This is a genomic window from Bradyrhizobium sp. HKCCYLRH3073 (assembly GCF_051167995.1).
In the GTDB taxonomy this organism is placed as follows: Bacteria; Pseudomonadota; Alphaproteobacteria; order Rhizobiales; family Xanthobacteraceae; genus Bradyrhizobium.
In genome coordinates, this window is sequence record NZ_JBNPUD010000001.1 from 846,588 (window position 1) to 860,353 (window position 13,766).

Here is a 13,766-nt window from a genome sequence, read left to right on the forward strand (position 1 = left end):
GCAGCCGCAGGGATTGCCAACAGACGATAACGGACATGGGTCCCATGTTCAGCGCATGGAACTCTGGGCCGATCAAAGCAGAACTGCCGCCCTCATGGTGAGGGGCGCTGCTCCGCCTCGCTGGGAGAACCATCAGGCCAAGGTTCGGGGCCTCGCCCTTCGAGACGCTCGCCTTCGGCGAGCTCCTCAGGGTGAGGGGGAAGGTCATGCCGGGAAGAGCGAACTGTGCAGGCCAGCGAGAATCTCAACCCTCATGGTGAGGAGCCCGCCGAAGGCGGGCGTCTCGAACCATGAGGCCAGCGCCCGGGCCTCACCCTTCGAGACGCCGCTGCGCGGCTCCTCAGGGCGAGGGGGAGCATTTCACCTCGGCGCGCGCGGATCGATCGGCGTGGAGCTGGCGACTCCCAGCACGTCCTCGAGCAGCTTGGCACTCGCCAGCAAACCGGCGTCGTTGCGCGGCCGCGCGATCACCTGCAACCCCACCGGCAGGCCCGACGCGGTGAAGCCGCATGGCAGCGACAGCGCCGGGCAGCAGGCGAGCGTGATCGCGTAGACGATGCCGAGCCACTGCACGTAGTTGTCGAACTTCTGTCCGGCGCATTCGGCGACGTAGCGGTTCTCGACAGGGAAGGGCGGCACGATGGTCGCCGGCGCCAGCAGCAGGTCATAGGTCTCGAAGAACTTGACGGCGCGAGCGGTCATCGCCACGCGCTGCGCTTCGGCGCGGGTGATCTGCGCGACGGTGAGCTTCAGCCCTTCCTCGATGTTCCAGATCACTTCGGGCTTGAGCAGGTCGCGCTTGGTGCGCAGCAGCTCCTGCTTGCTCATCGCGAAGTCGAGCGCGCGCAGCACATGGAAGCATTCATGCGCCTCGCTGAAATCCGGATGCGCCTCCTCGACGATGACGCCGAGCTCGGAGAAACGCTGCGCCGCCTTGCGGGTGACCGCGATCACTTCGGGGTCGACTGGCGTGATGCCGAGATCGGGCGAATAGGCGACGCGGATCGGCTTCTTGCCGGAGCGGGCCGCGGTGAGGAAGGAGGTCGCAGGCGAGGGCAGCGAGATCGGGTCGGCGGCGTGCTCGCCGCTCATCGCGTCGAGCAGCAGCGCGAGGTCCTCGACATTGCGGGCCATCGGGCCCTGGACGCCGAGATTGCGGTCGATGGCGACGGCCGGCGTATGCGCGACGCGGCCGAAGCTCGGGCGCAGGCCGACGATGCCGCAGAAGCTCGCGGGGTTGCGCAGCGAGCCGCCCATGTCCGAGCCGTGCGCCAGCCACGCCATGCCGGTCGCAAGCGCAACCGCTGCGCCGCCCGACGAGCCGGCGGCCGAGCGCGACGTATCCCAGGGATTGCGCGTCGCACCGAACACCTCGTTGAAGGTGTTGGCGCCGGCGCCGAACTCCGGCGTGTTCGACTTGGCGTAGATCACGCCGCCATTGGCTTCGAGATGCTCGACCAGGAGATCGGAGTGTTCCGGAATCCGGTCCTTGAAGATCGGCGAGCCCTGCGTGGTCAGTACGCCCTGGACGTCGGTGAGATCCTTGATCGGCACGGGCATGCCGGCGAGCAGGCCGCGTTCAGAGGCCTTCTTCTGCATCAGCGCCTTGGCGTGATCGCGCGCGCGATCGAAGCACAGCGTCGGCAGCGCATTCACCTTGCCGTCGACGGCCGTGATGCGCGCTTCCAATGCATCGAGGCAATCGAGCGGGGTGACCTCGCCGGCCTTCAACTTGTCGACGACGGCGCAGGCGGTCTCGCGGATCAATCCCTGGTCGGCCAAAGCTTGGTTCTCCTGATTGGAAGCATCCCGGCGCTGTGTCGTAGACCATGTTTCGCCGGACGTGGAAAGGTCGCCGCGATCAACCCCACCCTGCACTGATGCCGCCATCGACGGTATAGATCACGCCCGACGTATAGCCGGCGCGGTCGGAGGCCAGGAACGCCATCAGGTCGGCGATCTCTCGTGGATGCGCGGGACGCCCGAGCGGCAGGCCTTTCTGGAATTCCGTGTAGCGGCTCTCGTCGCCGAACTGCTGCTTGGCGCGGGTCTTCAGCAAAGTGACGTGGCGGTCGGTGCCGACCGGGCCCGGATTGATGCCGACCACGCGGATATTGTCGGCGAGGCTCTTGGAGCCGAGCGCGCGGGTGAAGGCCATCAGCGCGGCGTTGCCGGCGCTGCCGCAGATGTAGTTGAAGTCGAACTTCTCGCCGGCCGCGCCGATGTCGTTGATGATGACGCCCGCGCCGCGCGCCTTCATGTCAGCATAGACAAGGCGCGTCAGGTTGATGAAGCCGAACACCTTGAGGTCCCAGGCGTGCCGCCACGTCGCCTCGTCGAGCTTGTCGATCGGCCCGCCCGGAATGTCGCCGGCATTGTTGACGAGGATGTCGATGTCCGCGGCCTCCTGAGCGAGCCGCGTGACATCCTCGGATTTGCGCAGGTCGACCACATGCGCGGCCGCATCGATCTGGTGCTTCGAGCGGAGCTGCTCGGCCAGCGCCGACAGCCGGTCGGCGCTGCGCGCCGCGAGCCGGACGTGGCAGCCTTCCTCGGCGAACGCTTCGGCCGCCGCGGCGCCGATGCCCTTGGAGGCGCCGGTGATGAGAACGCGCTTGCCGCGCAGGTGAAGATCCATGGACACTCTCGCTGAAGGGGAGGAGACCGGATTGTCTTGTGCGATTGTCTTGCGCGTCAGCCATGCGGTCAATCCCGCACCGCAGCGTTGCGCTTCCCGGTCGTTTGGTCCATTCAGGCGATCGACGATTTCAGCCGGAACACGGCGCAACACGCAAGGATCCGCTCGATGAGCAAGAAGCCCTATCGCATCGCAGTCATTCCCGGCGACGGCATCGGCAAGGAGGTCATGCCCGAGGGCATTCGCGTGATCGAGGCGGCCGCCAAGAAGCACGGCGTCGCGGTGCAGTTCGATCATTTCGACTTCTCGAGCTACGACTATTACGAGAAGCACGGCCAGATGATGCCGGACGACTGGAAGACGCAGATCGGCAGCCATGACGCGATCTATTTCGGTGCCGTCGGCTGGCCGGCCAAGATCGCCGACCACGTCTCGCTGTGGGGTTCGCTGATCAAGTTCCGCCGTGAGTTCGATCAGTACGTCAACCTGCGCCCCGTGCGCTTGATGCCCGGCGTGCCGTGCCCGCTGGCGAACCGCAAGCCGGGCGACATCGATTTCTGGGTGGTCCGCGAGAACACCGAGGGCGAGTATTCGTCGGTCGGCGGCCGCATGTTTCCTGACACCGACCGCGAGTTCGTCACGCAGCAGACGGTGATGACCCGCACCGGCGTCGACCGCATCCTCAAATTCGCTTTCGAGCTGGCGCAGTCGCGGCCGAAGAAGCACCTGACCTCGGCCACCAAGTCGAACGGCATCTCGATCACGATGCCGTATTGGGACGAGCGCGTCGAGGCGATGGCCAGGAACTATCCGGGCGTGAAGTGGGACAAGTACCACATCGACATCCTCACCGCGAATTTCGTGCTGCATCCGGACTGGTTCGACGTCGTCGTCGGCTCCAATCTGTTCGGCGACATCCTGTCCGATCTGGGACCTGCCTGCACCGGCACCATCGGCATCGCGCCGTCGGGCAACATCAATCCGGAGCGCAACTTCCCGTCGGTGTTCGAGCCGGTGCACGGCTCGGCGCCTGATATCGCGGGGCAGGGGATCGCCAACCCGATCGGCATGATCTGGTCGGGCGCGATGATGCTGGAGCATCTCGGCGAGAAGCAGGCCGCACAGGCGATCGTCGGCGCCATCGAGCGGACGCTGGCGGAACGGACGTTGCGCACGCGGGATCTGGGCGGGAATGCTGATACCGAGGCGTGCGGCAAGGCCGTTGCGGAGATGGTGGATTAGTTAGGCGCCGCTGATTATTGTCGCCCCGGCGAAGGCCGGGGCCCATAACCACCGGCCGTTGTTATTGAGCAAGGCGTCTGCCACCGTTCGCTACTGATAGATCACGCGGTATGGGTCCCGGCTTTCGCCGGGACGACAGCGGTGGTTGGAGTGATAGCTCGTGCAACAAGCCGCCATTGCGAGGAGCGCAGCGACGAAGCAATCCAGGGCCGTCGCGGGACTCTGGATTGCGTCGCTTCGCGCGCAATGACGGAGAGAGCCGTAGGGTGGGCAAAGGCGCGGCCTGCATCTCCATACGAAGTCGCGGTGGCGCCGTGCCCACCGTCTTGCCGCGGCCGCGCTGATCGACGGTGGGCACGCTGCCGCCTGGCGGCTGCTGCTTTGCCTACCCTATGCGTTCACAACTACGACTTCGCCACGCGGCGGCAGTGCTCCCACGCGGCGTGGATCAGATTCTCGCTCGCTTCCGGCGTGCGGAACGCCGAGTGCGCGGACAGCGTCACGTTGGGGATCGTGGTCAGCACGTGACCGGCGGGCAGCGGCTCGGTGTTGAAGACGTCGAGGCCGGCGTGGCGGATGTGGCCGGAGCGGAGGGCGTCGATCATCGCGGTCTCGTCGACGATTGCCGCGCGGGCGGTGTTGACGAAGATCACGCCGGGGCGCATCTGCGCGATGCGCTCGCGCGACAGGAAGCCGCGGGTCTCGTCGTTGAGCAGGAGATGTAGCGAGACGACGTGGCTGTTCTGGAGCAGCGTCTCGAGTTCGACGAACTCCACACCGGGATGGCTCTTCGGCGAGCGGTTCCAGGCGATCACCTTCATGCCGCTGCCCGAAGCGATGCGCGCGACTTCCGCGGCGATGCCGCCGAAGCCGATCAGGCCGAGCGTCTTGCCGGTGAGCTGCATGCCGTCGTCACGCAGCCAGTTGCCGGCGCGCATCTCGCGGTCCATCTGTGCGATGCCGCGGGCAGAGGCCCACATCAGCGCGATGGCGGCTTCGGCAACCGCGGTGTCGCCGTAGCCCTTGATCAGATGCACGGTGATGCCGAGCTCGGCGAGCTCCTCCGGGTTCATGTAGCTACGTGCGCCGGTGCCCAGGAAGACGACGTGCTTGAGCCCCTTGCATTGCCTCGCGACGGCGGTCGGGAGCGCGGTGTGATCGACCACGCCGATCTCGGCGCCGTCGAGGATCGCCGGCCAGTCCTCCGGCTTGATGTCGGGGTCGAGATGCACGCGCATCCCGGGATCGCCTGGCTGGCGCTGCCGCTCGAAGATCTCGGCAAGCGAGTCGTTGGCGTCGATGAAAACTCCGCGCACGGATACCTCCTGACGAGCCCCGATGAGACAAGATGGGGCAGGGCAACTCAATGTGGTTCAACTTGAAGCATCTCGGGCCTCATGGTTCGAGACGCGCCTTCGGCGCTCCTCACCATGAGGGGAAGCAGCGACATCGAAGACTCTCCCCTCATCCTGAGGAGCCGCGCAGCGGCGTCTCGAAGGATGAGGCCCTAGACAAGCCCGCGAGCGTCAGCCCGTCACGACGCCACGCCGGCCAGCGACAGCACCGTGTGCAGCAGCACATTCGCGCCAGCGGCGCAGTCGGATTGGGTGGCGTCCTCGAGCTCGTTGTGGCTGATGCCGTCCTTGCAGGGGACGAACACCATGGCGGCCGGCATGATGGTGTTGAGGTTGCAGGCGTCGTGGCCGGCGCCGGAGGTGATGCGGCGGTGCGCGTAGCCGAGCGTGCCGGCGGCGCGCTCGACGGCGTCGACCAGCTTGGGATCGAAATGGGTCGGCGGCTTGCGCCAGACCTGGTCGATCGCGATCTCGACCTTGCGCTTCTTCGAAATCTCGCCCGCAGCCGCGCGCAGGCTGGCATCGAGTGCCTCCAAGGTGTCGGCATTGGCGCTGCGGCAATCGATGGTGAAGGCGATCTCGCCGGGGATGACGTTGCGCGAGGGATTGGCGATGACGGCCTCGCCGATGGTGGCGACCGCGTTCGGCCCGAGCCTGATCGCGATCTGCTCCAGGGTCAGCGCGAACTCCGACAGCGCCAGCAGTGCGTCGCGGCGCAGCGGCATCGGGGTCGAGCCGGCGTGGCTCTCGAAGCCCGTGACCTTGCCGTCGTACCAGAACACGCCCTGGCCGTGATCGACCACGCCGATGGTCTTGTTCTCGGCTTCGAGAATCGGGCCCTGCTCGATATGCAGCTCGACGAACCCGGAGAATTTCTGCGTACCGACCTTGGTCTCACCGCGATAGCCGATGCCGTCCAGCGCCGCGCCGACCGTCGTGCCCTCGGCATCCCTGCGCGACAGGATGTCCTCGACGGTGAAGTCGCCGACATAGGCAGCGGATGCCATCATCGCTGGCGCGAACCGCGATCCCTCCTCGTTGGTCCAGTTGACGATGCACAGCGGCGCGTCGGTCTCGATGCCGGCATCGTTGAGCGTGCGGATCACTTCCAGCGCGCCAAGCGTGCCCAGAATGCCGTCGAACTTGCCGCCGGTCGGCTGGGTGTCGAGATGCGAGCCGAGCCCGATCGGGGCCTTCGACATGTCGCGCCCCTTGCGAAGGGCGAACATCGAGCCGAGCGTGTCGACATGCACCTCGAGCCCGGCGTCCTCGCAGGCCTTGCGGAACCAGTCGCGGACCTGCTTGTCCTCCTGGCTCAGGGTCAGCCGGCGCACGCCGCCCTTCGGCGTCGCGCCGAACCTGGCGGTCTCGTGGATGCTGTCCCAGAGGCGGGCGGAATCGATCTGCAGATTGGTGACGGCGCGGCTCATGCTTGAATTCCCTGTACTCCGGCATCCTGTCCATCGCCCGCCGCGGCGAGCGCGTCAACCGATGCGGAGGGATGGCTGGCCGTCTGCGCCGTCCGGGCTGCGAGCTCTGCGACGCGCTCGATCGCGACCATCTCGGGAGATGACAGCCAGCTCGCGGTGAAGGTCAGCGGCGGAATCCGCAAGTCCGTCTTCAGCTCCTGCAGCCGGCCGCGCTCGATCTCATGCGCCACGATCGCCGCGGGAATGACGGCGACGCCGAGACCCTCGACCGCCATGTGGATCACCGTCGCCAGCGACGCGCTGGCGTGCAGCCGCATCGGCGGCAGATGCGGGCGATTGAACAGCGAGCGCACATTGTCATAGGGCTGGGTGTTGCGCGGGAAGGTGATGATCGGAAAGCGTGCCATCTGCTCGGCGGTGACCACGCCCGTGCCGAAGCCGAGGGCAGGGCTCGCCAGGAAGCTGATCGGATAGTCGCACAGCACGCGGCTGCGGATGCCGGACTCGGACGGCGCGCCCAGCGCAAAGGCGAGCTCGATCTCCTGCGCGAGCAGGCGCGCGTGCAGGTTCGGCGTGACGTCGACCTCGATCTCCAGCGACAGGTTCGGATAGCTCTCGTTGACGCTCTTGATCAGCCGCGGCAGCCAGTCGTGCACGATGGTCTCGGCCACGCCGAGCCGGAGCACGCCGCGCATCGCCGAGCGGTCGCCGACCTCGGCCAGCATTTCCGCGCGCAGGCCGATCAGCTTCTCGGCATAGACCAGCATCTGCCGTCCGCTGGCCGTCGGCGACGCCACGCGATGATCGCGGTTGAGCAGCTTGACGCCGAGCTCGCGCTCGAGCTGGGCGATGCGCTGGGAGATGGCCGGCTGGGTGGTGTTCAGGCGCTGCGCCGCGCCGCGGAAGCTGCCGAGCTTCACCACCCAGAGAAAGGTCTCGATGGAACGGAAATCCAACATCGCGCCCCGCTCGGATCAATTTGTTTTATCGATCCTGATTAAAAACGAAGATTAGACTTTATAGCATGGCTGATGTTCAGTGAGTTTGTCGAGATATTAGGCAAGTGGCACAAATGACTGTTTCTGCGGCATTGCAGCAATCAGCGGGCGAGACAGACCTTCTCCCGAGCCATCAGGCCCGCCTGGACTATCGCACCGGCAAGGGCTGGAGCACCGCCGGCGTCGCCAATGGCTTCGTGCAGGGCAATCTGGCGATCCTGCCCGAGCAGTACGCCGGCGCCTTCCACCGGTTCTGCCAGCTCAATCCGAAGCCGTGCCCGATCATCGGCATGTCCGATCCGGGCAATCCTCATATTCCGGCACTCGGGGCCGATCTCGACATCCGCACCGACGTGCCGCGCTACCGCGTCTGGCGCGACGGCGAGATGGTGGAGGAGCCGACCGACCTGATGTCGCATTGGCGCGACGACCTCGTCACCTTCGTGCTGGGCTGCTCGTTCTCCTTCGAGGAAGCGCTGATGGCCGACGGCCTGCCGATCCGCCATATCGAGCAGGGCTGTCGCGTGCCGATGTATCGCACCAACATTGCCTGCACGCCGTCCGGGCCGTTTGCGGGACCGATGGTGGTGTCGATGCGTCCGTTCAAGCCGGCGCAGGCGATCCGCGCCGTGCAGATCACGACGCGCTTTCCGGCCGTGCACGGCGCGCCGGTGCATCTCGGTCTTCCCGAACAGATCGGCATCGCCGATATCACCAAGCCGGACTACGGCGATCCGGTGCCGGTCGGCTCAGACGAAATTCCCGTTTTCTGGGCCTGCGGGGTGACGCCGCAGGCGGTCATCGCCGCGGCCAAGCTGCCCTTCGCCATCACCCACGCGCCGGGGCTGATGCTGATCACCGATCTCAGGAACAAGGATCTCGCCGTCCTCTAATCAGGCAGCCTTTAATCAGGCAGTCTTGCTGCTTATTGAGCCTTTACCACCGACCTCATCCGCTTCATCGATGCGCTTTCATCAGAGGATCTTGCCATGACCATCACGCGCCGAAACGTCCTGCTTGGAGCCACCGCTGCCGCCGCGCTCGGCCCGATCGCCGCCCGCGCCCAGACCTCGGAAGTGAAGATCGGCGTCATCTATCCGTTCTCCGGCGCCAGTGCGCAGATCGGCGTCGACGCGCAGCGCGCGTTCGAGACGGCGGCCGAGATCATCAACGGCAAGTATGATTACGACCTGCCGCTCGCGCGCACCGAAGGGCTGCCGGGCCTCGGTGGCGCCAAGATCAAGCTGGTGTTCGCCGACCACCAGGCCGACCCGCAGAAGGGCCGCGCCGAGGCCGAGCGCCTGATCACCCAGGAGAAGGTCGCCGCCGTCATCGGCTCGTATCAGAGCGCCGTCGCGGTGACCGCGAGCCAGATCTGCGAGCGCTACCAGATCCCGTATCTCTCCGCCGACAACTCCTCGCCGAGCCTGCATCGCCGCGGCCTGAAGTATTATTTCCGCGCCGCGCCGCATGACGAGATGTTCTCGCAGGCGATGTTCGATTTCTTCGACATGATGAAGAAGAAGGGCACCAAGATCGACACGCTCGCGCTGTTCCACGAGGACACCATCTTCGGCACCGATTCGAGCAACGCCCAGCTCAAGCTCGCCCAGGAGCGCGGCTACAAGGTCGTCGCGGACATCAAGTACCGCGCCAACTCGCCGTCGCTGTCGGCCGAGGTGCAGCAGCTGAAGGCCGCCAACGCCGACGTGCTGATGCCGTCGAGCTACACCACCGACGGCATCCTGCTGGTCAAGACCATGGCCGAGCTCGGCTACAAGCCGAATGCGATCGTCGCGCAGGACGCCGGCTTCTCCGAGAAGGCGCTGTATGACGCGGTCGGCGACAAGCTCGAAGGCGTGATCTCGCGCGGCTCGTTCTCGCTCGACCTCGCCGCCAAGCGGCCGATGGTCGGCAAGATCAACGACATGTTCAAGGCGAAGTCGGGCAAGGACTTCAACGACTACTCGTCGCGCCAGTTCATGGGCCTGATCGTGATGGCGGATGCCATCAACCGCGCCAAGTCGACCGACGGCGAGAAGATCCGCGACGCGCTCGCCGCCACCGACATGCCGGGCGAGGCGACCATCATGCCGTGGAAGCGGGTGAAGTTCGACGAGAACGGCCAGAACAACGACGCCGATCCGGTGCTGCTGCAATATGTCGGCGGCAAGTTCGTCACGATTTTCCCGGCCCAGGCCGCCGTGGCGGAAGCCAGCTGGCCGATGAAGTAATCAACTCGGATGTCGTCCCGGGCAAGCCGCGATGCGCACCAGCGCGTGGCGGCGCCGACCTGGGACCCATACGCCGAGGCCGTGGTTGGACGATGATCGGCTGTCGTCGTGCCCCACACAAACAGTGGTGGTTATGGGTCCTGGCGTTCGCCAGGACGACACCCCGAGTCACATCGAGAGTGGGGCAAGATCTGTGACAGCAGAAACAATCATCCAAAGTCTCGCCAGCGGCCTGCTCATGGGCCTGCTCTACGGCCTGATCGCCGTGGGGCTGGCGCTCATCTTCGGCCTGATGGACGTCGTGAACTTCGCGCATGGCGAGTTCCTGATGATCGCGATGTATGCGAGCTTCTTCCTGTTCGCCTATTTCGCGCTCGACCCGTTGCTGTCGGCGCCATTGGTCGCCGCCGCCTTGTTCGTCTTCGGCGCGGTCGTCTATCTCCTGATCGTCAGATTTGCTGTCCGGGCCAAGGCCAACACCGGCATGGTGCAGATCTTCTCCACCTTCGGTCTCGCCGTCCTGATGCGCGGCGTCGCGCAGTATTTCTTCACCCCGGACTATCGCAGCATTCCGCACTCATGGCTGGGCGGCAAGACGATCTCGATCGCCGGCATCTACCTTCCGCAGCCGCAGCTGGTCGGTGCTCTCATTGCGATCGCGGCCTTTGCCGGCCTGTATTTCTTCATCCACCGCACCGATTTCGGCCGCGCGCTTGAGGCGACCCGGGAGGATGCCGGCGCGGTGGCGCTGGTCGGCATCGACAAGAACAAGGTGTTCGCGCTCGGCTGGGGCCTTGGCGCGGCGCTGGTCGGACTCGCGGGTGCGGTCATGTCGATCTTCTTCTATGTCTTCCCCGACGTCGGCGCGTCGTTCGCGACCATCGCCTATGTGACGGTGGCGCTCGGCGGCTTCGGCAGCGTGTTCGGCGCGTTCGCCGGCGGCATCGTGGTCGGTCTGGTCGAGGCCATGACCACCTTGATCCTGCCGCCGTCGCTGAAGACCGTCGGCATCTACGGCGTCTATCTCCTCGTCGTCTTCATTCGCCCGCGCGGCCTGTTCGGATCGATCTGATGGACAAGGCATTCATCCAACGTCGCCGGCGCGATCTCGTCCTCGCCGCGTTCCTTGCGGCGATCGCCGCAGCCGTGCCGTTCTTCGTCAAGGACGTCTACGTCCAGAACATCATGGTGCTGACCCTGATGTATGCGGCGCTGTCGCAGAGCTGGAACATCCTGTCCGGCTATTGCGGCCAGATCTCGCTCGGGCATGCGCTGTATTTCGGGCTCGGCGCTTACACGACCGCGATCCTGTTCACCAAGTTCGGCGTGCTGCCCTGGTTCGGCATGCTCGCCGGCGGTCTGATCTCCGCCGTCATCGCGATGGCGCTCGGCTATCCCTGCTTCCGGCTCGGCGGCCATTACTTCGTCATCGCCACCATCGTCATCGCCGAGATCACGCTGCTCTTGTTCCAGAACTGGGATTTTGCAGGGGCCGCGCTCGGCATCGACATTCCCGTGCGGCGCGACTCCTGGCTGACGTTCCAGTTCACCCGCTCCAAGCTGCCGTACTTCTACTTCGCGCTCGCGCTGGCCTGCGTCGCCTGGTTCGTCACCTGGTGGCTGGAGGATTCGAAGTGGGGCTACTGGTGGCGCGCGGTGAAGGACAATCCTGTCGCAGCCGAAAGCCTCGGCGTCGACGTCTTCAACTCCAAGATGGGCGCCGCGGCCGTCTCCGCCTTCCTGGTCGCGATCGGCGGCAGCTTCTACGCGCAGTTCGTCTCCTACATCGACCCTGAGAGCGTGATGGGCTTCCAGTTCTCGCTTCTGATGGCGCTGCCCGCCGTGCTCGGCGGCATCGGCACCCTCTGGGGCCCGATGCTCGGCGCCGTCATCCTGATCCCGCTGACCGAGCTGACGCGCTCCTATATCGGCGGCTCCGGCCGCGGTGTCGACCTGATCGTCTATGGCGGCCTGATCATCGCGATCTCGCTCGCCCGGCCGCAAGGACTCGTCAGCCTGTTCTCCCGCAAGCCGAAGCCGGCTGCCCAGCCGGTCAGAGAGGCGGTGGCGTCATGACCGCGCTGTTGGAAACCCGCAACATCACCCAGCGCTTCTCCGGCCTGACGGCGAACTCCGACGTTTCGATCTCGGTCGGGCGCGGCGAGATCGTCGGCCTGATCGGGCCGAACGGCGCCGGCAAGTCGACCCTGTTCAACCTGATCGCCGGCGCGTTCAAGCCGACCGAAGGCCAGATCCTGTTCGACGGCGAGGACGTCACGGCGCTGCCGGCCGCCGAGCGCTGCCAGCGCGGTATCGGCCGCACCTTCCAGGTCGTGAAGAGTTTTGAGAGCATGACGGTGATCGAGAACGTCATCGTCGGCTCCCTGGTGCGCACCACCAATATGCGCGACGCCCGCCGCAAGGCGCATGAGGTGCTGGCGTTCTGCGGGCTCGATGCGCGCGCCGACGTGCTCGCCAGCGACCTCGTGCCCTCGGAGAAGCGGCGGTTGGAGGTGGCGCGCGCGCTCGCGACCGAGCCGAAGCTGCTGCTACTGGACGAGGTGCTGACCGGCCTGACGCCGGTCGAATCCCAGAAGGGCGTCGAGCTCGTGCGCCGCGTGCGCGACACCGGCATCACCGTGCTGATGGTCGAGCATGTCATGGAGATCGTGATGCCGCTGGTCGACCGCGCCATCGTGCTCGACCTCGGCAAGGTGCTGATCGAAGGCAAGCCCAAGGACGTCGTCCGCGATCCCAAAGTCATTTCCGCCTATCTTGGAGACCGCCATGCTGTCGGTGCGTGACGTCACCACCGCCTATCAGGGCCTGGTTGCGATCTCGAATGTCTCGATCGACGTCGAGAAGGGCGAGATCGTCTGCGTCGCCGGCGCCAATGGCGCGGGCAAGTCGACCTTGTTGAAATCCATCGCCGGCGCCGAGCGGCCGCGCGCGGGAAGCGTGACCTTCGACGGCAACCGCATCGACGGCATGGCGCAGCATCTGATCACGGCACGCGGCATCGCCTATGTGCCGGAGAACCGCCGGCTGTTCCCGCGGCTCTCGGTGCGCGACAATCTTCGGCTGGGCAGCTATCTCTATCGCAGCGAAGCCAACCGCGAGGAGCCGCTCGACTTCGTGTTCACACTGTTTCCGCGGCTCTCCGAGCGGCTCGAGCAGCGCGCCGAGACCCTGTCCGGCGGCGAGCAGCAGATGCTGGCGATCGGCCGCGCGCTGATGACCCGGCCGCGGCTCCTGATGCTCGACGAGCCGTCGCAGGGCATCATGCCGAAGCTGGTCGACGAGATCTTCCAGGCCGTCAAGCGCATCCGCGACGCCGGCATGACGGTGCTCATCGTCGAGCAGCGCATGGCGGAATGCCTGGAGATCGCAGATCGGGCCTACATCCTGCAGACGGGTCGCGTGCTGATGCAGGGGACATCAGCGGAGATCAGCGGCAACAAGGATGTGCGGAAGGCGTATCTGGGGTTGTGAGGCAATGACCTCGTAGGGTGGGCAAAGCGACGCCGTCAGGCGGCGCGTGCCCACCAGCGGTGCCGATGAGGAAAGACGGTGGGCACGGCGCGGGAGATGGCGTCGTAAATCATCGGAGACTTTGGCGCGCCTTTGCCCACCCTACGCACCGAGCAAAGTCGCGAGACGACGGCGCTGCGAGATACAGCGCCCTCGCCCCTTGTGGGAGAGGGCATGTACGGCCCATCCACGTACGCGGTTGGGTGAGGGGTATCTCTCCGCGAGTGTCGCTCATAGAGAAAAACCCCTCACCCAACCGAGCTTGCTGCGCTGTCCTATATGCCCTCTCCTACAAGGGGCGAGGGCGCATTCACAGGCACCGCGCTCGCTGCTTGTTG

12 protein-coding genes are annotated in these 13,766 nt (G+C 65.8%); 7 read left to right on the forward strand and 5 right to left on the reverse strand.

Annotation, left to right across the window (positions count from 1 at the left end):
- Positions 1 to 360: 360 nt before the first annotated feature.
- Both ACQR1X_RS03815 and ACQR1X_RS03820 read right to left on the reverse strand, forming a co-directional pair.
- The gene (locus ACQR1X_RS03815) at positions 361 to 1,782 is read right to left on the reverse strand and encodes an amidase (protein WP_316183462.1); all 1,422 of its coding nucleotides are present in this window, start codon (positions 1,780 to 1,782) and stop codon (positions 361 to 363) included.
- A gap of 79 nt (positions 1,783 to 1,861) precedes the next feature.
- Positions 1,862 to 2,638 (reverse strand): SDR family oxidoreductase, encoded by a 777-nt coding sequence (locus ACQR1X_RS03820; RefSeq protein WP_316183461.1) that lies wholly within the window; start codon positions 2,636 to 2,638, stop codon positions 1,862 to 1,864.
- A gap of 168 nt (positions 2,639 to 2,806) precedes the next feature.
- Between ACQR1X_RS03820 and ACQR1X_RS03825 the strand changes: the two genes are divergently transcribed.
- A complete protein-coding gene (locus tag ACQR1X_RS03825; protein ID WP_316183460.1) occupies positions 2,807 to 3,880 on the forward strand; it encodes a tartrate dehydrogenase in 1,074 nt (357 codons plus the stop codon).
- 404 nt (positions 3,881 to 4,284) lie between these two features.
- Here ACQR1X_RS03825 and ACQR1X_RS03830 read toward each other — a convergent pair whose 3' ends face one another.
- The 3 genes from ACQR1X_RS03830 to ACQR1X_RS03840 all read right to left on the reverse strand — a co-directional run bounded on the left by ACQR1X_RS03830 (position 4,285) and on the right by ACQR1X_RS03840 (position 7,624).
- Complete coding sequence (locus tag ACQR1X_RS03830; protein WP_434898360.1) at positions 4,285 to 5,196, reverse strand: NAD(P)-dependent oxidoreductase; 912 nt, start codon at positions 5,194 to 5,196, stop codon at positions 4,285 to 4,287.
- Between the two features lie 218 nt (positions 5,197 to 5,414).
- A complete protein-coding gene (locus ACQR1X_RS03835; protein ID WP_434898361.1) occupies positions 5,415 to 6,665 on the reverse strand; it encodes a Zn-dependent hydrolase in 1,251 nt (416 codons plus the stop codon).
- A complete protein-coding gene (locus ACQR1X_RS03840) occupies positions 6,662 to 7,624 on the reverse strand; it encodes a LysR family transcriptional regulator (RefSeq protein WP_434882619.1) in 963 nt (320 codons plus the stop codon). Before ACQR1X_RS03840 ends, ACQR1X_RS03835 begins: the two co-directional genes overlap by 4 nt.
- Before the next feature lie 113 nt (positions 7,625 to 7,737).
- Between ACQR1X_RS03840 and ACQR1X_RS03845 the strand changes: the two genes are divergently transcribed.
- From ACQR1X_RS03845 to ACQR1X_RS03870, 6 genes are all read left to right on the forward strand, one after another.
- Positions 7,738 to 8,556 carry a putative hydro-lyase gene (locus ACQR1X_RS03845; RefSeq protein ID WP_434898362.1) on the forward strand — a complete coding sequence of 273 codons (819 nt, stop codon included), beginning with the start codon at positions 7,738 to 7,740 and terminating at the stop codon, positions 8,554 to 8,556.
- 96 nt (positions 8,557 to 8,652) lie between these two features.
- Positions 8,653 to 9,897: an ABC transporter substrate-binding protein gene (locus tag ACQR1X_RS03850; protein WP_434898363.1), complete on the forward strand. Its 1,245-nt coding sequence runs from the start codon at positions 8,653 to 8,655 to the stop codon at positions 9,895 to 9,897.
- A gap of 193 nt (positions 9,898 to 10,090) precedes the next feature.
- Positions 10,091 to 10,969: a branched-chain amino acid ABC transporter permease gene (locus ACQR1X_RS03855; protein ID WP_434840165.1), complete on the forward strand. Its 879-nt coding sequence runs from the start codon at positions 10,091 to 10,093 to the stop codon at positions 10,967 to 10,969.
- The gene (locus tag ACQR1X_RS03860; protein WP_434898364.1) at positions 10,969 to 11,973 is read left to right on the forward strand and encodes a branched-chain amino acid ABC transporter permease; all 1,005 of its coding nucleotides are present in this window, start codon (positions 10,969 to 10,971) and stop codon (positions 11,971 to 11,973) included. Before ACQR1X_RS03855 ends, ACQR1X_RS03860 begins: the two co-directional genes overlap by 1 nt.
- The gene (locus tag ACQR1X_RS03865) at positions 11,970 to 12,701 is read left to right on the forward strand and encodes an ABC transporter ATP-binding protein (RefSeq protein WP_434898365.1); all 732 of its coding nucleotides are present in this window, start codon (positions 11,970 to 11,972) and stop codon (positions 12,699 to 12,701) included. Before ACQR1X_RS03860 ends, ACQR1X_RS03865 begins: the two co-directional genes overlap by 4 nt.
- Positions 12,685 to 13,389 (forward strand): ABC transporter ATP-binding protein, encoded by a 705-nt coding sequence (locus tag ACQR1X_RS03870; RefSeq protein WP_316239519.1) that lies wholly within the window; start codon positions 12,685 to 12,687, stop codon positions 13,387 to 13,389. The genes ACQR1X_RS03865 and ACQR1X_RS03870 overlap by 17 nt, the downstream gene beginning before the upstream one ends.
- Positions 13,390 to 13,766 lie beyond the last annotated feature (377 nt).